Here is an 18,686-nt window from a genome sequence, read left to right as displayed (position 1 = left end):
TTTCCTTCGCCAAGTTAGCCTATTTTTATATTTAAAAAAAAGGGCCATGACCAGTTTCTTGAAAAGAACTGTCCTGCCCTTTTAATTATCATTATACTAACTCGATAATTACCATTGGTGCTGCGTCTCCGCGACGTGGACCAATTTTTGCAATACGAGTGTATCCGCCTTGGCGCTCAGCATAGCGTGGAGCTACATCAGCGAATAGTTTTTGAAGTGCATCTTGACCAGTCTCAGCGTTAGCTACTTCATTGCGAATGAAAGCTGCTGCTTGACGACGAGCATGAAGATCTCCGCGTTTACCTAAAGTGATCATTTTTTCCACTACAGAACGAAGTTCTTTTGCACGAGTTTCTGTCGTTTGGATGCGCTCGTTGATAATTAAATCAGTAGCTAAATCACGTAACATAGCTTTACGTTGCGCACTTGTACGGCCTAATTTTCTGTATGCCATTCGTAGTTCCCTCCTTTGTTGATGGGTTTAAATCCTCAGTCGTCTTTACGTAAACCTAAACCTAATTCCTCAAGTTTATGTTTAACTTCTTCTAAGGATTTACGTCCTAAGTTACGAACTTTCATCATATCTTCTTCTGTTTTGTTCGCAAGCTCTTGTACAGTATTAATTCCTGCACGTTTTAGGCAATTATAAGAACGAACAGAAAGGTCTAGTTCTTCGATAGTCATCTCAAGAACTTTCTCTTTTTGATCTTCTTCCTTCTCGACCATAATCTCAGCATTTTGTGCTTCATCAGTTAAACCAACAAAGATATTTAAATGCTCAGTTAAGATTTTGGCACCTAAAGAGATAGCTTCTTTTGGCCCGATGCTTCCATCCGTCCATACATCAAGCGTAAGCTTATCATAATTAGCCACTTGTCCGACACGTGTCTTTTCCACTTGGTAAGTCACACGTGATACTGGAGTATAAATAGAATCAATAGGAATTACTCCTATTGGTTGATCTTCGCTTTTATTTGCATCAGCTGGCGTATACCCACGGCCACGCTTTGCAGTTAAACGCACGCGGAAATGCGCATCTTTTGCTAACGTTGCAATGTGTAAATCTGGATTTAAGATTTCTACATCACTATCGTGAGTAATATCAGCAGCTGTGACAATACCTTCGCCCTGTACATCAATTTCCAACGTCTTCTCTTCTTCAGAGTAGATTTTAAGAGCTAACTTTTTCAAGTTTAAGATGATCGTCGTAACGTCTTCTACTACGCCCTCAACTGTTGAAAATTCATGTAATACGCCATCGATTTGGATAGCAGTAACAGCGGCACCAGGGAGTGAGGATAAAAGAATACGACGTAAGGAGTTACCCAAAGTAGTACCATATCCACGCTCAAGCGGTTCAATTACGAATTTACCATATTTAGCATCTTCGTTAAGTTCAACCGTTTCGATTTTCGGCTTTTCGATTTCAATCATTAACTAAACCCTCCTTCAAAACGTCGAAACCCCGGTTAAACAAAGGTATAACCCCTGTCTAACCGAAAGTCCCCCTTAGGCAGTTCCCGATTGTGCACAACAAGCGATGTTTCTGTACGAAATTTCTCGATAATGCATCATATCCATTATAGACAAAAGGGAAAATTCTATACAGAAAAATTACACACGACGACGTTTTGGTGGACGACATCCATTATGAGGAACTGGAGTAACATCTCTAATTGCTGTTACTTCTAGACCTGCAGCTTGAAGAGCACGAATTGCAGCTTCACGACCAGCACCAGGACCTTTAACAGTAACCTCTAAAGTTTTTAAACCGTGTTCCATTGCAGCTTTAGCAGCAGTTTCAGCAGCCATTTGCGCAGCGAATGGAGTAGATTTACGAGATCCACGGAAACCAAGTGCACCAGCACTAGACCAAGAAAGTGCGTTACCGTGAGTATCTGTAAGTGTTACGATTGTGTTGTTGAAAGTAGAACGAATATGAGCTATACCAGCTTCAATATTCTTTTTCACACGTTTTTTACGAGTGTTTGTTTTACGTGCCATTGTTAGTTCAACCTCCTTTACTTATTATTTCTTTTTATTTGCTACTGTACGACGTGGACCTTTACGTGTACGAGCATTGTTTTTAGAGTTTTGACCACGAACTGGTAAACCACGACGGTGACGAAGACCACGGTAAGAACCGATCTCCATTAGACGTTTGATGTTAAGAGATACTTCACGACGAAGGTCTCCCTCAACTTTAATACGATCGATGATATCACGGATACGTCCTAATTCGTCTTCCGTTAAATCACGAACTCGTGTTTCTTCAGAAATACCTGCTTCAGCAAGAATTTTTTCAGCAGTTGTGCGACCAATGCCGAATACGTAAGTTAAAGAAATAACAACGCGTTTGTCTCGAGGAATATCTACACCTGCGATACGTGCCATTACGAATGCACCTCCTTCTGATTAACCTTGTTTTTGTTTATGTTTAGGGTTTTCACAAATAACCATTACTTTTCCACGTCTACGAATAACTTTACATTTTTCGCAGATTGGTTTAACTGACGGTCTTACTTTCATGTCTCGAACCTCCTTAAAGATTACGGAGTGCTATATTATTTAAAACGGTACGTAATACGACCACGATTTAAATCGTACGGAGATAATTCTACCGTAACTTTGTCTCCTGGTAAAATACGAATGAAGTTCATACGGATTTTACCAGAAACGTGAGCCAATACGACATGCCCATTCTCTAATTCTACTTTGAACATAGCATTTGGCAACGTTTCAAGAACGGTACCTTCGACTTCAATTACATCATCTTTAGCCATTCAATAGTTCTCCCTTCTTCAAATCAGTAACATTTTACACTGCTCTGAAATCCCGGAGAGCCAGCTACTTATAAAGTGGTAAGGATTTCGTATCCTGCTTCTGTAAGAGCAATCGTGTGCTCAAAATGGGCACACCATTTACCATCTACCGTTACCACTGTCCAGTCATCAGATAGTGTTTTTACATATCGTCTTCCTTGATTCACCATCGGCTCAACACAGATGACCATTCCCGGCTTTAATCTAGGGCCTCTATTTGGTGGACCATAGTGCGGGATTTGAGGGTCCTCATGTAAGTCTTGCCCGATTCCGTGACCAACATACTCCCTAACGATCGAGAATCCATTCTCTTCAGCATGGGTTTGAACCGCATGTGAGATATTTGATAATCTCTCGCCTGGTTTTACTTGTTCTAGACCAAGATACAACGATTTTTCTGTGACATCAAGTAGCTTTTGAACAGATTCAGAAATGTTTCCAACTGGATACGTCCATGCAGAATCTCCATGGTACCCATTGTATTTCGCACCAATATCGATACTGATGATATCGCCCTCTTTGAGCTTGCGCTTCCCTGGAATTCCGTGTACAAGCTCTTCATTTACAGAAGCACATATGCTCCCCGGAAATCCGTTGTATCCTTTAAAAGATGGCGTAGCACCATATTTTTGAATCGTCTTTTCCGCTATTTGATCGAGCTCTTTCGTTGTAATTCCTGGAGTAATGTGCTGTTTCAACTCTTGATGAGTCAAAGCAACGATCCTGCCAGCTTCTCGCATGATTTCTATCTCGCGAGGAGTTTTGCAGATTATCATTACGCTAAGCCTCCGATGAGAACATCGATATCAGCAAATACTTTATTGATATCTTGCTCACCATTAATGCTTTGTAAGTAACCAAGCTCTTCGTAGAAATCAAGCAAAGGTTTTGTTTGCTTAATATTTACATCTAAACGATTTGCTACAGTTTCTTCATTGTCATCAGAGCGTTGATATAATTCGCCACCACATTTATCGCACACATCAGCTTTTGCTGGTGGATTGAATTCTAAGTGGTAAGTCGCACCGCACTCTTTACAAATGCGACGGCCTGTAAGGCGTTTTAATAACAACCCTGAATCCACATTAATGTTTAAAACATAGTCGATTTTTTTGCCAAGATCTTTCATAATTTCTTCAAGAGCTGATGCTTGTGCAACAGTTCGTGGGAAACCGTCTAGTAAGAAACCTCTTACGCAGTCGTCTTGACTTAAACGTTCACGAACGATTCCGATTGTAACTTCATCTGGAACAAGTGCACCTTTATCAATAAAAGATTTTGCTTGTAGACCCATTTCAGTTTCAGCCTTCATAGCTGCACGGAACATGTCTCCTGTTGAAATGTGAGGGATGTTATACTTGGCAACAATCTGTTCGGCTTGTGTACCTTTACCAGCACCAGGAAGCCCCATTAAAATTAAGTTCATCCTTGTTCCCCCTCAGAGTACATGAGCATGTAGGGAAGACAATTCTTCCCACTTACTCACTGCTTGATAAACCCTTTGTAATGGCGTTTTACCAGTTGGCTTTCTAGCTGCTTCATTGTTTCTAAAGCAACGCCGACAACGATTAACATACTCGTTCCACCGATCTGTGCAGATGGAGGAAGATTTCCCAATTTCGTAAAGATAACTGGTAAGATTGCAATCGCTGCTAGGAAAATTGATCCTACAAAGGTCAAACGATACAAGATTTTTGTTAGATATTGTTCCGTATTCTTACCCGGACGAATACCTGGAACATATCCACCTTGCTTGTTTAGATTCTCTGACATTTGCTCTGGATTAACCTGAACAAATGCATAGAAATATGTGAAGGCTACAATGAGCGCAACATATATGATCATTCCCACTGGGTGAGAATAGTTAAAGTTTGCAATAATCCACTGCGATACATCATGTTTCGGGAAGAACTGTGCAATAGTCGGAGGCGTAATTAAGAATGAAACAGCAAAAATTACTGGAATAACACCAGCACTATTTACCTTAAGCGGTAAATGTGTGTTTTGTGCTCCAGCATAACCACCATTTCCTCCTGTTACACGCTTCGCATATTGAATTGGGATCTTTCTAACAGCCTGTTGAATGAAAATAACACCCACAATAACTGCTAGCACAGCTAGTAAAATCAATGCAACTTTAACGATACTCATGAACAATTGATCTCCGATATTTTGAAACTGTTGCTGATACACTTGAGATATAACACTTGGGATCGCTGCGGCAATACCGCCAAAGATAAGGATGGAAATACCATTACCTACACCTTTAGCTGTAATCTGTTCACCTAACCACATTAAAAATGCAGTACCAGCAGTCAGTACCGTAGCAATGTATAAATAAGTGCTCCAACCTGGATTCAAAATTAATTGTCCACCTACCATACCGTTAAAACCGATTGACATACCAAACCCCTGAATAAACGCAAGAACAATTGTAAAGTAACGCGTGAATTGCGTTAATTTACGACGGCCCATTTCACCTTGCTTCGACCATTCCGAAAATTTAGGAACAACATCCATCTGCAATAATTGCACGATGATGGATGCTGTAATATACGGCATGATTCCCATCGCAAAGATGGAGAAGTTTTTCAAGGCTCCACCGCCAAATGTATTTAGAATACCTAAAGCATTTAATTGATCTTGTGCCTTCAGTACGTCTCCATTTGTAAATGGCACGGGGATAAACGTGCCAATCCTGAATACGATTAACATCGCTAAAGTGAATAATATTTTACGTCTTATCTCAGCAACGCGCATAAAGTTGGAGATTGTACGAAACATTAGATCACCTCAACTGATCCGCCAGCTGCTTCAATTGCTTCTTTAGCACTTGAAGAGAACTTGTGCGCTTTAACAGTTAGTTTTTTCTCTACTGCTCCGCTTGCAAGAACTTTAACACCGTCGTTTAACTTGCTGATAACGCCAGTTTCCAGCAATAATTCAGGTGTTACTTCTGTACCATCTTCAAAACGATTTAACGTTGATAAGTTTACAATAGCAAACTCTTTACGGTTAATGTTTGTGAAGCCGCGTTTTGGTAAACGACGGAATAATGGAGTTTGACCACCTTCGAAGCCAAGACGAACACCGCCGCCAGAACGTGCGTTTTGTCCTTTATGACCTTTACCAGCAGTTTTACCGTTACCAGAACCGATACCACGACCGACACGGTTACGTACTTTACGAGAACCTTCTGCAGGTTTTAATTCATGAAGTTTCATTCCCAGGCACCTCCTTATATTAATGAGTTATCCTTAAGCTTCTTTTACAGTTACAAGGTGAGAAACTTTGTTGATCATACCAAGAATAGCAGGAGTTTCTTCCTTAACTACAGTTGAATTCAACTTTTTAAGACCTAAAGCTTCTACCGTCGCACGTTGATCTTGTGGACGACCAATTACACTACGAGTGAGGGTAATTTCTAACTTTTTCGCCATTTGTTTTCCCTCCTTAACCTAGTAGCTCTTCTACAGATTTACCGCGTAATTTTGCAACATCTTCAGCGCGCTTAAGTTCGCTTAATCCGTTCACAGTAGCGCGAATCATGTTGATTGGTGTGTTAGAACCAAGAGATTTCGAAAGAATATCTTGTACACCAGCTAATTCAAGGACCGCACGAACAGGTCCACCAGCAATAACACCAGTACCCTCAGCAGCAGGTTTTAAGAATACTTCACCAGCGCCAAAATGACCGTTGATTGTGTGTGGAATTGTTGTACCAACTAATGGTACAGCGATTAAGTTTTTCTTAGCGTCTTCGATAGCTTTACGGATTGCGTCTGGTACCTCTTGTGCTTTACCAGTACCGAATCCAACATGACCGTTTTTATCGCCAACTACAACTAGTGCAGCAAAGCGGAAACGACGACCACCCTTAACAACTTTCGCGACACGATTTATCGTAACTACACGTTCTTCAAGTTCTAATTTACTTGGGTCAATGCGATGCATCAATTTTCCCTCCTTTGACCATTAAAATTGTAATCCAGCCTCACGAGCAGCTTCAGCTAGAGCTTTAACACGGCCATGGTATAAGTAACCACCGCGATCAAATACTACTTCTTTAACGCCTTTCTCTACAGCACGCTTAGCAACTGATTCTCCAACTTTCGTAGCAGCTTCAATATTGCTAGTACCGTTAAGAGCAAGGTCTTTATCAAGAGTAGATGCACTTACTAACGTTACACCATTCACATCATCAATAACTTGAGCGTAAATATGTTGGTTAGAACGGAACACGTTTAAACGTGGACGCTCTGCAGTACCAGTAAGTTTAGCACGTACACGTGCATGTCTTTTCTTACGAGTCGCATTTTTATCAGCTTTAGTGATCATTCTTGTCACTCCTTTCTCTCACCTAACGGGTTTACTTAGCAGTTTTACCTTCTTTACGACGAACAACTTCGCCTTCATAACGAATACCTTTACCTTTGTAAGGCTCAGGAGCACGTACAGCACGGATGTTAGCAGCGAATTCGCCAACACGTTGCTTGTCGATACCTTTAATTACGATCTTAGTTGGTGCAGGTACTTCAACTTCAAGACCTGCTTCCGGAGTCATTTCTACTGGATGAGAATAACCTACGCTTAAAACAAGTTTATCACCTTGTTTTTGAGCACGGTAACCAACACCGACTAATTCAAGTCCGCGTGCGAAACCTTCAGTTACACCTTCAACCATGTTTCCGATTAAAGCACGAGTTGTACCGTGTAATGCACGGTGTTCCTTCTGTTCAGATGGACGCTCAACTGTTAATGTATTCTCTTCAATTTTGATAAGCATATCAGCATTGAAAGTACGAGTTAATTCACCTTTAGGGCCTTTTACTGTTACAGTATTGTCTTCTGCAACTGTAATAGTAACACCTGCAGGGATTTCAAGAATCTTTTTACCAATACGAGACATGTGGTCACACCTCCGTTCGTTTTAAATATATATTACCAAACGTATGCTACTACTTCTCCACCAGTTTGTAATTGACGAGCGTCTTTGTCTGTCATTACTCCCTTAGATGTAGAAACAAGAGCGATACCTAATCCGTTAAGTACACGTGGTACTTCGTCAGCTTTAGCGTAAACGCGTAAGCCAGGTTTACTGATACGTTTTAATCCAGTGATTACACGTTCATTGTTTGCACCATATTTCAGGAAAATACGAAGGATACCTTGTTTGTTATCCTCGATGTATTCTACATCACGAATGAAACCTTCACGTTTTAAAAGTTCAGCGATCTCTTTTTTGATTTTAGAAGCAGGAACCTCTAATTTCTCATGACGTACCATGTTCGCATTACGGATGCGAGTAAGCATGTCTGCAATTGGATCTGTCATCACCATGTGTTTTACCTCCTTCCCATTTGTGGGTTTTACCAACTAGCTTTTTTAACACCAGGAATTTGACCTTTATATGCAAGTTCACGGAAACAAATACGGCAAAGTTTAAATTTGCGGTATACAGAATGCGGACGACCGCAGCGTTCGCAACGTGTATACTCTTGTACTTTAAACTTAGGAGTACGCTTTTGTTTCGCTATCATAGATTTTTTAGCCACGTTTTCGCCTCCTCTACTTAGCGTTGGCTTCCATTATTTTTGGAATGGCATACCGAATTGTGTTAAAAGTTCACGAGCTTCTTCATCAGTTTTCGCTGTAGTAACGATTACGATGTCCATACCGCGGACTTTGCTTACTTTATCATAATCAATCTCAGGGAAAATAAGTTGCTCTTTAACACCTAATGTATAGTTTCCACGACCATCGAATGATTTCTTAGAAACACCACGGAAATCACGTACACGTGGTAAAGAAACTGATACTAATTTGTCGAAGAACTCATACATTTGCTCGCCGCGTAAAGTTACTTTCGCACCGATTGGCATACCTTCACGAAGACGGAAACCAGCGATTGATTTTTTAGCACGAGTTACAACAGGTTTTTGACCTGTGATTTGTGTTAATTCTTCTACTGCGTTGTCTAACGCTTTTGAGTTAGATACCGCGTCACCAACACCAGTGTTGATTACGATCTTTTCGATTTTTGGTACCTGCATTACAGATTTATAGTTAAACTTGCTCACTAGAGCAGGAGTAATTTCCTTTTGGAACTTCTCTTTAAGGCGATTCAATGAAGTGACCTCCTTTCTTAAGAAAATTATTTATCTAATAATTCACCAGATTTTTTTGCAATACGAACTTTTTTACCATCTTCTACTTTGAAGCCTACGCGAGTAGGTTCACCTGTTTTCGGATCTAAAATCATAACGTTAGAAACGTGAATAGGTGCTTCTTTAGTAATAATTCCACCTTGTGGATTTAATTGAGATGGCTTAGAGTGCTTCTTAACGATATTGACACCCTCAACGATAACACGGTTTTGCTTTGGGAAAGCCACAAGGATAACGCCTTGTTTTCCTTTGTCTTTACCAGTGATTACCTGTACTTTATCACCTTTTTTTACATGCATCTTAATTCTGCACCTCCTTAGCAAGGCAATACCTTAAATTATAGAACTTCTGGAGCTAAAGAAACGATCTTCATGAAGTTGCTATCACGTAATTCACGAGCTACTGGTCCGAAGATACGAGTACCACGTGGGCTCTTATCGTCTTTAATGATAACCGCTGCGTTTTCATCAAATTTGATGTAAGAACCGTCCGGACGACGAGCTCCGCTCTTCGTACGTACTACTACTGCTTTAACAACGTCACCTTTTTTAACAACGCCACCTGGTGTTGCTTGTTTTACCGTAGCAACGATAATGTCACCAATGTTAGCATATTTACGACCAGAGCCGCCTAATACTTTAATTGTTAAAAGTTCACGTGCACCAGAGTTGTCAGCAACTTTCAAACGAGATTCTTGTTGGATCATGTTATGAAACCTCCCTTCGGACTAAAAATTCCGATTCGTCTATTTAGATAATAACCGCTTCTTCAACGATTTCAACTAAACGGAAACGCTTAGTAGCAGAAAGCGGGCGAGTTTCCATGATTTTAACGATATCGCCAAGTTTCGCTTGGTTTTGCTCATCATGGGCTTTGTACTTCTTAGAATACTTAACACGTTTTCCGTACAAGGAATGAGTTTTGTAAGTTTCAACTAAAACTGTAATCGTTTTGTCCATTTTGTCAGACACTACACGACCAGTATAAACTTTGCGTTGGTTACGTTCGCTCACTATGCAAACCTCCCCTCAATTTATCGATTAATTCCGATCTCTCTTTCACGAACTACAGTTTTCATACGAGCAATTGCTTTACGCACTTCACGAATGCGAGTTGGATTCTCTAATTGTCCTGTAGCAAGTTGGAAGCGAAGATTAAACAACTCTTCCTTTAAAGCTTTAACTTTTGTTTCGATTTCGGCAGTGGTTAATTCACGAATATCATTAGTTTTCATTAGATTCACCACCATTTTCTTCACGTTTTACGAATTTACATTTCACAGGTAACTTGTGAGCTGCAAGACGTAATGCTTCGCGTGCTACCTCTTCAGATACACCCGCGATTTCGAACATAATTTTCCCAGGTTTTACTACTGCTACCCAGCCTTCTGGTGCCCCTTTACCGGAACCCATACGTACTTCTAGAGGTTTTGCAGTGTAAGGTTTAGAAGGGAAAATTTTAATCCATACTTTACCGCCACGTTTCATGTAACGAGTCATTGCACGACGAGCAGCTTCGATTTGACGGTTTGTAATCCATGAAGCAGCTTGTGCTTGTAAACCGAATTCACCGAAAGCAATTTCAGTTCCACCTTTAGCACGACCACGCATTTTACCACGATGCTCTCTACGATATTTTACGCGTTTTGGCATTAACATATTATTTTCCTCCTTCCTCAGAAGCTTTCTTTTTTGTAGGAAGGACTTCTCCACGGTAGATCCATACTTTTACGCCTAATTTACCGTATGTTGTATCAGCTTCAACTGCTGCATAGTCAATATCAGCGCGAAGTGTATGAAGTGGAACAGTTCCTTCACTGTAAGATTCTGCACGAGCGATATCAGCTCCGCCAAGACGACCAGAAACCTGTGTTTTAATACCTTTAGCACCTGCACGCATAGCACGTTGAATAACTTGCTTTTGTGCACGACGGAATGATACACGGTTTTCTAATTGACGAGCGATGTTTTCGCCTACTAATTTAGCGTTAAGATCAGCTCTCTTAACTTCTAAAATGTTGATGTGTACACGCTTGCCTGTTAATTGGTTAAGAGCTTTACGAAGTGCTTCAACTTCAGTACCACCTTTACCAATTACCATACCAGGTTTTGCAGTGTGAATTGTAACATTTACACGATTTGCTGCACGTTCGATTTCTACTTTAGCAACAGCAGAATCTTTTAAGCGTACATTAATGTACTCACGGATTTTGATGTCTTCATGTAATAATGTAGCGTAATCTTTCTCAGCGAACCAACGAGATTCCCAGTCACGGATAACGCCGACACGAAGACCAATTGGATTAACCTTTTGACCCATCGATTATCCCTCCTTCTTTTCTGATACCACAACTGTGATGTGGCTTGTGCGTTTGTTAATTTGGCTTGCACGACCCATTGCACGTGGACGGAAACGTTTTAACGTTGGACCTTCGTCAACGAAAACTTTTTCTACAACTAGGTTGTTAATGTCCATCTCATAATTGTGCTCTGCATTTGCGATTGCAGATTTTAAAACTTTTTCTACAACTGGAGAAGCAGTTTTTGGTGTGTGGTTAAGGATAGCAATCGCTTCACCCACTTGCTTACCTCGGATTAAGTCTACTACTAAACGAACTTTACGAGGAGCAATACGAACTGTTCTCGCTACTGCTTTAGCTTGCATTGAAGTGCCTCCTCTCATTATCTTCTAGTTTTCTTATCGTCAGCAAGGTGACCTTTGTACGTACGAGTTGGTGCGAATTCACCTAACTTATGGCCAACCATATCCTCAGTGATGTACACAGGTACGTGTTTACGACCATCATATACAGCGATTGTGTGTCCGATGAACTGAGGGAAGATTGTTGAACGGCGAGACCAAGTTTTAACAACTTGTTTTTGCTCAGATGCAACTAATTTTTCCATTTTGCTCATTAAGTGATCATCGACAAATGGTCCTTTTTTTAAGCTACGAGCCATTTTGGTGCCTCCCTTCGTGATTGGCGTACGGTTCTAGAAATGAACCGTACTACAATCCCATTATTTTTTACGACGACGAACGATAAATTTGTCAGACGCTTTGTTTTTCTTACGAGTCTTGAATCCAAGAGTTGGTTTACCCCATGGAGACATTGGAGACTTACGTCCGATTGGAGAACGTCCTTCACCACCACCGTGTGGGTGATCAACAGGGTTCATTACAGAACCACGAACTGTTGGGCGTTTACCTAACCAGCGAGAGCGACCTGCTTTACCGATTTTGATAAGTTCGTGTTGTTCGTTACCTACTTGACCGATTGAAGCGCGACAAGCAGATAATACAAGACGTACTTCACCAGAAGTTAAACGTACAAGTACGTATTTACCTTCTTTACCAAGTACTTGAGCAGATGTACCAGCAGAACGAACTAATTGTCCGCCACGACCAGGCTTAAGCTCGATGTTATGAACAACAGTACCTACTGGAATGTTGATTAATGGTAATGCGTTACCGATTTTAATGTCAGCTTCTGGGCCAGACATAACTTCCATACCTACTTCTAAAGATTTAGGAGCAAGAATGTAACGTTTTTCACCGTCAACGTAGTTAATTAATGCGATATTCGCAGAGCGGTTTGGATCGTATTCGATCGTAGCAACGCGTCCTGGAATTCCATCTTTGTTACGCTTAAAGTCGATGATACGGTATTGACGCTTATGTCCGCCACCTTGATGACGTACAGTGATTTTACCTTGGTTATTACGACCAGCCTTCTTGCTTAAAGGAGCAAGTAATGACTTTTCGGGTCTATCAGTCGTGATTTCAGCGAAATCATTCGTAGTCATATTACGACGACCGTTAGTAGTTGGATTATACTTTTTGATTCCCATCTCAATTTCCCTCCTTCTTTAGTAAGAATTAAACGCCTTGGAAGATTTCGATTTCTTTGCTGTCAGCAGTTAGCTTAACGATTGCTTTACGACGACGGCTAGTAAAACCAGCGTGACGACCAACGCGTTTTGCTTTCGGCTTGTAGTTCATGATGTTCACTTTTTCTACTTTAACACCAAAGATCGCTTCAAGAGCATCTTTAACTTCTGTTTTATTAGATTTAACGTCCACATCGAACGTGTATTTTTTTTCAGCCATCATTTCCATAGAACGTTCAGTGATAACTGGGCGCTTAATGATATCACGAGGATCTCTCATTATGCAAGCACCTCCTCTACTTTTTCCACTGCCGCTTTTGTCATGATTAGCTTATCATGATGAAGCACGTCTAAAACGTTTACGCCATCAGCAGTGATTACTGTTACTCCAGGGATATTGCGAGCAGATAACTCTACAGATTCGTTTGCATCAGCAGTTACGATAAGAGCTTTCTTCTCAACAGTTAATCCTTTAAGTACTGCTAGCATGTCTTTTGTTTTTGGTGCATTTAACACTAGGTCTTCAAGAACTACAATGTTGTTCTCAACTACTTTAGTAGCTAATGCAGATTTGATTGCTAAACGACGAACTTTCTTAGGAAGTTTGTACGCATAGCTTCTTGGTGTAGGTCCGAATACCGTACCACCACCACGCCATTGAGGAGAGCGGATAGACCCTTGACGAGCACGTCCAGTTCCTTTTTGACGCCATGGTTTACGACCACCACCGCGAACTTCAGAGCGAGTTTTTACTTTGTGTGTACCTTGACGTAAAGATGCACGTTGCATCATTACAGCTTCGAAAAGTACAGCTTCATTTGGTTCGATACCGAAAATAGCTTCAGCTAATTCGATTTCACCAACCTGTGAACCAGTTTGGTTATATACAGTAACTTTTGGCATTGGAATTCCTCCTTCCTATTGTGAATTATTTGCTAACCTTCACAGCGCCTTGAACAACTACAAGAGATTTCTTAGCACCTGGAACGTTACCTTTTACTAGTAATAAGTTGCGCTCAGTGTCAACTTGAACGATTTCTAAGTTTTGGATAGTAACTTGGTCTCCACCCATACGTCCAGCAAGTTTTTTGCCTTTGAATACACGGTTCGGAGCAACTGGGCCCATTGAACCTGGACGACGGTGATAGCGAGAACCATGAGACATAGGTCCGCGAGATTGTCCGTGGCGTTTGATAACACCTTGGAAACCTTTACCTTTAGAAATTCCTGTTACATCAACGATTTCACCTGTAGCGAATACGTCAACTTTTACCTCTTGACCAACCTCTAATCCGTCCACGTCTGCATCGCGGATTTCGCGAATGAAGCGCTTAGGAGTTGTAGATGCTTTAGCAGTGTGGCCTTGTTCAGGTTTGTTAGTTAACTTTTCACGTTTATCTTCAAATCCTAACTGGATTGCATTGTAGCCATCAGTTTCAGTTGTTTTCTTTTGAAGAACAACGTTTGGATTAGCAGCGATAACTGTTACTGGGATTAACTCACCGTTCTCAGCAAATACTTGAGTCATACCGATCTTTCTTCCTAAGATTCCTTTGGTCATGAGTTACACCTCCTACATTTTTAAGTTATATAAATTATAGTTTGATTTCGATATCTACACCAGATGGTAAGTCTAAACGCATTAATGAATCTACTGTTTGTGGAGTAGGACTCACGATGTCGATTAGACGTTTGTGCGTGCGCATTTCGAATTGCTCACGAGAATCTTTGTACTTATGAACAGCACGAAGAATTGTGTAAACAGTTTTTTCAGTTGGTAATGGGATCGGACCAGAAACTGTTGCCCCAGAACGCTTAGCTGTTTCTACAATTTTCTCAGCTGACTGATCAAGAATACGGTGATCGTAAGCTTTTAAACGGATACGAATTTTTTCTTTTGCCATTATTTTCCCTCCTTCGTTCGCCTATTTCTAAAATAGACCTTCTCCATGGAAATTTCCCCACACCATGCCATGGCAAAGCGGCCGGGTGTGTCAGCAACCTTCCACTTCATCGCAGTCAAAGACCAACATTGTCTATTATACAATGTTATTCGTCTAGATGCAAGCATCTTTTTGTTTGCATCTGCTTTTCTCTACTTTTGCTATTATACATGGCACTTTAAAGAATTTCAAGTTTTCATCTAACAGAATTCATTTTACAGTTTCTGGATTATCTTTTGTCGTTTTTATAATACTATAGAAGAAACTCGTCAAAACAAAAAACACCCTCTTCTTCCTTATATAAACGCAAACAAAAAACCTAAGGGAAAATCCCTTAGGTTTTTTTATATCAGTTAAGATTACTCAACGATAGTAGCAACTACACCGTAACCTACTGTACGTCCACCTTCACGAATAGAGAATTTAGTTCCCTCTTCGATAGCGATTGGAGCGATAAGTTCGATAGTCATTTCGATGTTGTCACCAGGCATTACCATTTCAGTACCTTCTGGTAATTGGATGATACCAGTTACGTCAGTTGTACGGAAGTAGAACTGAGGACGGTAGTTAGCGAAGAATGGAGTGTGACGTCCACCTTCTTCTTTAGATAATACGAAAACTTCAGCTTTGAATTTAGCGTGAGCTTTTACAGAACCGCTTTTTGCAAGTACTTGTCCACGTTGGATGTCTTCACGAGCAACCCCACGAAGTAAAGCACCGATGTTGTCTCCAGCTTGAGCTTGGTCAAGAAGTTTACGGAACATCTCTACACCAGTTACAGTTGTAGAAGCATTTTCTTCAGCAAGACCGATGATTTCTACTACGTCACCAACTTTAACGATACCGCGCTCAACACGACCAGTAGCAACTGTACCACGACCTGTGATAGAGAATACGTCCTCTACAGGCATTAAGAATGGTTTGTCAGTTTCACGTTCTGGAGTTGGGATGTAAGCATCAACTTCAGCCATTAATTCAATGATTTTTGCTTCCCAATCAGCTTCTCCTTGAAGAGCTTTAAGAGCAGAACCTTTGATTACAGGAATGTCGTCGCCTGGGAATCCGTATTCAGATAATAGGTCGCGAACTTCCATTTCTACTAATTCTAATAATTCTTCGTCATCTACCATGTCGCATTTGTTTAAGAATACAACGATGTAAGGAACACCTACTTGACGAGAAAGAAGGATGTGCTCACGTGTTTGAGGCATTGGGCCATCAGCAGCAGATACTACTAAGATACCGCCGTCCATTTGAGCAGCACCAGTGATCATGTTTTTAACATAGTCAGCGTGACCTGGGCAGTCAACGTGTGCATAGTGACGAGTTTCAGTTTCGTACTCAACGTGTGCAGTTGAGATTGTGATACCGCGCTCTCTTTCTTCTGGAGCAGCATCGATTTGATCGTATCCGCGTGCTTCAGCACCACCAGCTTTTGCAAGAACTGTAGTGATCGCAGCAGTTAATGTAGTTTTACCATGGTCAACGTGGCCGATTGTACCGATGTTAACATGGGGTTTAGAACGTTCGAATTTAGCTTTAGCCATTCTAAATTCCTCCTTAGTTTATATAGGTTATTTTATATTTAGACTAGAAAGTGAAACTTACGTCCCACTTTCTAAGCTTACATAAGTAGTTATACTTGAACAATCGATAAAAATCAATTATTCACCTTTATTTTTTTTGATAATTTCTTCAGAAACAGACTTTGGTACTTCTTCATAGTGGTCAAACACCATAGAGAATGTTCCGCGTCCTTGAGTGTTAGAACGTAATGACGTTGCATAACCGAACATTTCAGAAAGTGGAACCATAGCGCGAACAACTTGTGCGTTACCGCGAGCTTCCATACCTTCTACACGTCCACGACGAGATGTTACGTCACCCATAATGTCACCCATGTACTCTTCAGGAATTACAACTTCAACTTTCATCATTGGCTCAAGAATTACTGGGCTACATTTAGAAACCGCAGCTTTAAGTGCCATAGATGCAGCGATTTTGAACGCCATCTCAGATGAATCGACATCATGGTAAGATCCGTCAACTAATGCAGCTTTAATGTCAACTAGTGGATAACCAGCTAGTACACCATTTTTAAGTGCATCTTCAAGACCTGCTCCAACAGCTGGGATGTATTCACGAGGAACTACACCACCGACGATCTTGTTTTCGAATTCGAATCCTTTACCTTCTTCGTTAGGTTCAAACTCAATCCAAACGTGACCGAATTGTCCACGACCACCAGATTGACGAGCGAACTTACCTTCAACTTTCGCAGCAGCGCGGAAAGTCTCACGGTATGCTACCTGAGGAGCACCAACGTTTGCTTCCACTTTGAATTCACGGCGCATACGGTCAACGATGATATCAAGGTGAAGTTCACCCATACCAGCGATGATAGTTTGGCCAGTTTCTTGGTCAGTGTGAGCACGGAATGTTGGATCTTCTTCAGAAAGCTTAGATAATGCTGTACCCATTTTATCTTGGTCAGCTTTAGATTTTGGTTCGATAGCTACAGAGATAACTGGCTCTGGGAATTCCATAGACTCAAGGATAACAAGGCTCTTCTCGTCACAAAGAGTATCACCAGTAGTAGTATCTTTTAAACCTACAGCAGCAGCGATATCACCAGCGTAAACTGTTGAAATCTCTTCACGGCTGTTAGCGTGCATTTGTAGGATACGACCTACACGCTCACGCTTACCTTTAGTTGAGTTTTTCACGTATGATCCAGAGTTTAACACACCAGAGTACACACGGAAGAACGTTAACTTACCAACATAAGGGTCAGTCATGATTTTGAATGCTAAAGCTGCGAATGGTTCTTCATCGCTAGACTTACGTTCTACTTCTTCATCTGTATCCGGTAGAGTACCTTTAATAGCAGGTACATCTAGTGGAGATGGAAGGTAGTCGATAACTGCGTCTAACAGAATTTGAACACCTTTGTTTTTGAATGCAGAACCACAGATTACTGGGAAGAATTCTACAGAAGTTGTAGCCTTACGGATACCAGCTTTAAGCTCTTCTACAGTGATTTCTTCACCTTCTAGGTACTTCATCATCATTTCTTCATCAAGCTCAGCTACCGCTTCAATAAGTTTTCCACGGTATTCTTCAGCTAATTCTTTGTGCTCTTCAGGAATTTCAACACGTTGAATGTCTGTTCCTAAATCGTTACCGTACATGTAAGCACACTCTTCAACAAGGTCAATGATACCATTGAACTCATCTTCAGCACCGATTGGTAACTGAATTGGATGTGCGTTTGCTTGTAAACGATCGTGGATTGTTCCTACAGAGTATAAGAAATCTGCACCGATCTTATCCATTTTGTTAACGAATACGATACGAGGTACGCCGTAAGTAGTAGCCTGACGCCAAACAGTTTCTGTTTGTGGTTCTACACCAGATTGCGCATCAAGTACTGCTACAGCGCCATCAAGTACGCGTAAAGAACGTTCTACTTCTACTGTGAAATCTACGTGTCCTGGAGTATCAATGATGTTTACACGATGACCTTTCCATTGTGCTGTAGTTGCAGCAGAAGTAATTGTGATACCACGCTCTTGCTCTTGCTCCATCCAGTCCATCTGAGATGCACCTTCGTGAGTTTCACCGATTTTATGAATACGTCCTGTGTAGTACAGAATACGCTCAGTTGCTGTTGTTTTACCAGCATCGATGTGAGCCATGATACCAATATTACGAGTGTTTTCTAAAGAGAACTCTCTTGCCATTTGGTGTCTTGCTCCTTCCATATATGGATTGGATTTTTTTATTTTAAGTAGCAAAAAAGCCACTTTATATTGTTACACATGTCAGTATGTCCAGTACTCTCATTATGTAAAACGAGCGCCC

General features: G+C 41.0%; 32 protein-coding genes. All 32 read right to left on the bottom strand.

Annotation, left to right across the window (positions count from 1 at the left end):
• Positions 1–91: 91 nt before the first annotated feature.
• Positions 92–454, bottom strand: coding sequence for a 50S ribosomal protein L17 (gene rplQ, locus V7S45_RS00810; RefSeq protein WP_000331490.1), 363 nt, complete (start codon positions 452–454; stop codon positions 92–94).
• A 35-nt stretch (positions 455–489) separates the two neighbouring features.
• A complete protein-coding gene (locus V7S45_RS00805) occupies positions 490–1,434 on the bottom strand; it encodes a DNA-directed RNA polymerase subunit alpha (RefSeq protein WP_000569643.1) in 945 nt (314 codons plus the stop codon).
• 180 nt (positions 1,435–1,614) lie between these two features.
• The gene (gene rpsK / locus V7S45_RS00800) at positions 1,615–2,004 is read right to left on the bottom strand and encodes a 30S ribosomal protein S11 (RefSeq protein ID WP_000101798.1); all 390 of its coding nucleotides are present in this window, start codon (positions 2,002–2,004) and stop codon (positions 1,615–1,617) included.
• A gap of 24 nt (positions 2,005–2,028) precedes the next feature.
• Positions 2,029–2,394, bottom strand: coding sequence for a 30S ribosomal protein S13 (gene rpsM, locus V7S45_RS00795; protein WP_000090788.1), 366 nt, complete (start codon positions 2,392–2,394; stop codon positions 2,029–2,031).
• Positions 2,395–2,415: 21 nt separating this feature from the next.
• On the bottom strand, positions 2,416–2,529 hold the full coding sequence (gene rpmJ / locus V7S45_RS00790; RefSeq protein WP_000868344.1) for a 50S ribosomal protein L36: 114 nt from the start codon (positions 2,527–2,529) through the stop codon (positions 2,416–2,418).
• A 35-nt stretch (positions 2,530–2,564) separates the two neighbouring features.
• Positions 2,565–2,783: a translation initiation factor IF-1 gene (gene infA / locus V7S45_RS00785; RefSeq protein WP_001029884.1), complete on the bottom strand. Its 219-nt coding sequence runs from the start codon at positions 2,781–2,783 to the stop codon at positions 2,565–2,567.
• Between the two features lie 68 nt (positions 2,784–2,851).
• Entirely contained in the window at positions 2,852–3,598 is a 747-nt protein-coding gene (map, locus tag V7S45_RS00780; protein WP_000582539.1) for a type I methionyl aminopeptidase, read from the bottom strand.
• Positions 3,598–4,248: an adenylate kinase gene (locus tag V7S45_RS00775; RefSeq protein ID WP_001048989.1), complete on the bottom strand. Its 651-nt coding sequence runs from the start codon at positions 4,246–4,248 to the stop codon at positions 3,598–3,600. Before V7S45_RS00775 ends, map begins: the two co-directional genes overlap by 1 nt.
• Before the next feature lie 56 nt (positions 4,249–4,304).
• A complete protein-coding gene (gene secY, locus V7S45_RS00770; RefSeq protein ID WP_000490117.1) occupies positions 4,305–5,606 on the bottom strand; it encodes a preprotein translocase subunit SecY in 1,302 nt (433 codons plus the stop codon).
• The gene (gene rplO, locus V7S45_RS00765; protein WP_000766081.1) at positions 5,606–6,046 is read right to left on the bottom strand and encodes a 50S ribosomal protein L15; all 441 of its coding nucleotides are present in this window, start codon (positions 6,044–6,046) and stop codon (positions 5,606–5,608) included. Before rplO ends, secY begins: the two co-directional genes overlap by 1 nt.
• A 33-nt stretch (positions 6,047–6,079) precedes the next feature.
• Positions 6,080–6,262 (bottom strand): 50S ribosomal protein L30, encoded by a 183-nt coding sequence (gene rpmD / locus V7S45_RS00760; RefSeq protein ID WP_001085234.1) that lies wholly within the window; start codon positions 6,260–6,262, stop codon positions 6,080–6,082.
• A gap of 13 nt (positions 6,263–6,275) precedes the next feature.
• Complete coding sequence (rpsE, locus tag V7S45_RS00755; protein ID WP_000554646.1) at positions 6,276–6,776, bottom strand: 30S ribosomal protein S5; 501 nt, start codon at positions 6,774–6,776, stop codon at positions 6,276–6,278.
• Positions 6,777–6,797: 21 nt separating this feature from the next.
• On the bottom strand, positions 6,798–7,160 hold the full coding sequence (rplR, locus tag V7S45_RS00750; RefSeq protein ID WP_000628816.1) for a 50S ribosomal protein L18: 363 nt from the start codon (positions 7,158–7,160) through the stop codon (positions 6,798–6,800).
• A gap of 31 nt (positions 7,161–7,191) precedes the next feature.
• Positions 7,192–7,731: a 50S ribosomal protein L6 gene (gene rplF, locus V7S45_RS00745; protein ID WP_000086558.1), complete on the bottom strand. Its 540-nt coding sequence runs from the start codon at positions 7,729–7,731 to the stop codon at positions 7,192–7,194.
• 32 nt (positions 7,732–7,763) lie between these two features.
• A complete protein-coding gene (gene rpsH / locus V7S45_RS00740; protein ID WP_000245511.1) occupies positions 7,764–8,162 on the bottom strand; it encodes a 30S ribosomal protein S8 in 399 nt (132 codons plus the stop codon).
• Between the two features lie 29 nt (positions 8,163–8,191).
• Positions 8,192–8,377, bottom strand: a complete 186-nt coding sequence (gene rpsN, locus V7S45_RS00735) for a 30S ribosomal protein S14 (RefSeq protein WP_001085700.1) — start codon at positions 8,375–8,377, stop codon at positions 8,192–8,194.
• A gap of 33 nt (positions 8,378–8,410) precedes the next feature.
• Entirely contained in the window at positions 8,411–8,950 is a 540-nt protein-coding gene (rplE, locus tag V7S45_RS00730; protein WP_001080831.1) for a 50S ribosomal protein L5, read from the bottom strand.
• Between the two features lie 26 nt (positions 8,951–8,976).
• A complete protein-coding gene (gene rplX / locus V7S45_RS00725) occupies positions 8,977–9,288 on the bottom strand; it encodes a 50S ribosomal protein L24 (RefSeq protein ID WP_000558200.1) in 312 nt (103 codons plus the stop codon).
• 38 nt (positions 9,289–9,326) lie between these two features.
• Positions 9,327–9,695, bottom strand: coding sequence for a 50S ribosomal protein L14 (rplN, locus tag V7S45_RS00720; RefSeq protein WP_000615912.1), 369 nt, complete (start codon positions 9,693–9,695; stop codon positions 9,327–9,329).
• Between the two features lie 43 nt (positions 9,696–9,738).
• Complete coding sequence (gene rpsQ / locus V7S45_RS00715) at positions 9,739–10,002, bottom strand: 30S ribosomal protein S17 (RefSeq protein ID WP_000004106.1); 264 nt, start codon at positions 10,000–10,002, stop codon at positions 9,739–9,741.
• A gap of 20 nt (positions 10,003–10,022) precedes the next feature.
• Entirely contained in the window at positions 10,023–10,223 is a 201-nt protein-coding gene (gene rpmC / locus V7S45_RS00710) for a 50S ribosomal protein L29 (protein WP_000855718.1), read from the bottom strand.
• Positions 10,213–10,647, bottom strand: coding sequence for a 50S ribosomal protein L16 (gene rplP, locus V7S45_RS00705; RefSeq protein ID WP_000928969.1), 435 nt, complete (start codon positions 10,645–10,647; stop codon positions 10,213–10,215). The genes rpmC and rplP overlap by 11 nt, the downstream gene beginning before the upstream one ends.
• Position 10,648: 1 nt before the next feature.
• Entirely contained in the window at positions 10,649–11,308 is a 660-nt protein-coding gene (rpsC, locus tag V7S45_RS00700) for a 30S ribosomal protein S3 (RefSeq protein ID WP_000529956.1), read from the bottom strand.
• A 3-nt stretch (positions 11,309–11,311) separates the two neighbouring features.
• A complete protein-coding gene (gene rplV, locus V7S45_RS00695; protein WP_001148024.1) occupies positions 11,312–11,653 on the bottom strand; it encodes a 50S ribosomal protein L22 in 342 nt (113 codons plus the stop codon).
• A 17-nt stretch (positions 11,654–11,670) separates the two neighbouring features.
• A complete protein-coding gene (rpsS, locus tag V7S45_RS00690; protein ID WP_000124454.1) occupies positions 11,671–11,949 on the bottom strand; it encodes a 30S ribosomal protein S19 in 279 nt (92 codons plus the stop codon).
• Positions 11,950–12,009: 60 nt separating this feature from the next.
• Positions 12,010–12,840 (bottom strand): 50S ribosomal protein L2, encoded by an 831-nt coding sequence (rplB, locus tag V7S45_RS00685; RefSeq protein WP_000511583.1) that lies wholly within the window; start codon positions 12,838–12,840, stop codon positions 12,010–12,012.
• 28 nt (positions 12,841–12,868) lie between these two features.
• On the bottom strand, positions 12,869–13,159 hold the full coding sequence (rplW, locus tag V7S45_RS00680; RefSeq protein ID WP_001205558.1) for a 50S ribosomal protein L23: 291 nt from the start codon (positions 13,157–13,159) through the stop codon (positions 12,869–12,871).
• Positions 13,159–13,782 carry a 50S ribosomal protein L4 gene (rplD, locus tag V7S45_RS00675; RefSeq protein WP_001127258.1) on the bottom strand — a complete coding sequence of 208 codons (624 nt, stop codon included), beginning with the start codon at positions 13,780–13,782 and terminating at the stop codon, positions 13,159–13,161. Before rplD ends, rplW begins: the two co-directional genes overlap by 1 nt.
• 25 nt (positions 13,783–13,807) lie before the next feature.
• The gene (gene rplC / locus V7S45_RS00670) at positions 13,808–14,440 is read right to left on the bottom strand and encodes a 50S ribosomal protein L3 (protein ID WP_000160207.1); all 633 of its coding nucleotides are present in this window, start codon (positions 14,438–14,440) and stop codon (positions 13,808–13,810) included.
• Between the two features lie 34 nt (positions 14,441–14,474).
• Positions 14,475–14,783, bottom strand: coding sequence for a 30S ribosomal protein S10 (gene rpsJ / locus V7S45_RS00665; RefSeq protein WP_001040596.1), 309 nt, complete (start codon positions 14,781–14,783; stop codon positions 14,475–14,477).
• Positions 14,784–15,181: 398 nt separating this feature from the next.
• Positions 15,182–16,369, bottom strand: a complete 1,188-nt coding sequence (tuf, locus tag V7S45_RS00660) for an elongation factor Tu (RefSeq protein WP_001029614.1) — start codon at positions 16,367–16,369, stop codon at positions 15,182–15,184.
• 117 nt (positions 16,370–16,486) lie between these two features.
• Entirely contained in the window at positions 16,487–18,565 is a 2,079-nt protein-coding gene (gene fusA / locus V7S45_RS00655; RefSeq protein ID WP_000090370.1) for an elongation factor G, read from the bottom strand.
• Positions 18,566–18,686 lie beyond the last annotated feature (121 nt).

The sequence above is a fragment of the Bacillus sp. BR3(2024) genome, assembly GCF_039134555.1.
Lineage (GTDB): Bacteria > Bacillota > Bacilli > Bacillales > Bacillaceae_G > Bacillus_A > Bacillus_A cereus.
The sequence above is the reverse complement of the archived record's forward strand: the minus strand, read 5'-3'. Positions and strand labels throughout refer to the sequence as shown.